The sequence below is a fragment of the Pseudomonas sp. PME37.24/025 genome, from assembly GCF_055556615.1.
In genome coordinates this window covers 1-219 of record NZ_JBVHNK010000523.1, presented here as the reverse complement: position 1 = coordinate 219, position 219 = coordinate 1, and the positions used below count along the sequence as shown (strand labels likewise).

1 tRNA gene is annotated in these 219 nt (G+C 48.9%); it reads right to left on the bottom strand.

Annotated elements, in window-relative coordinates:
* Positions 1-142: 142 nt before the first annotated feature.
* Positions 143-219: transfer RNA gene (locus ACZ3HH_RS31305), tRNA-Arg, on the bottom strand.

Below are 219 nucleotides of genomic sequence, written 5' to 3'. Positions count from 1 at the left end.
ACTCGACAGGATTCGAACCTGTGACCGCTCGGTTCGTAGCCGAGTACTCTATCCAGCTGAGCTACGAGTGCATTTGTGTTTTTATACCAGATCACAACTGGTTGAAGCCAAGTTATTCACATTACTGCAAACAACTCTTAAATGGTGCACTCGACAGGATTCGAACCTGTGACCGCTCGGTTCGTAGCCGAGTACTCTATCCAGCTGAGCTACGAGTGC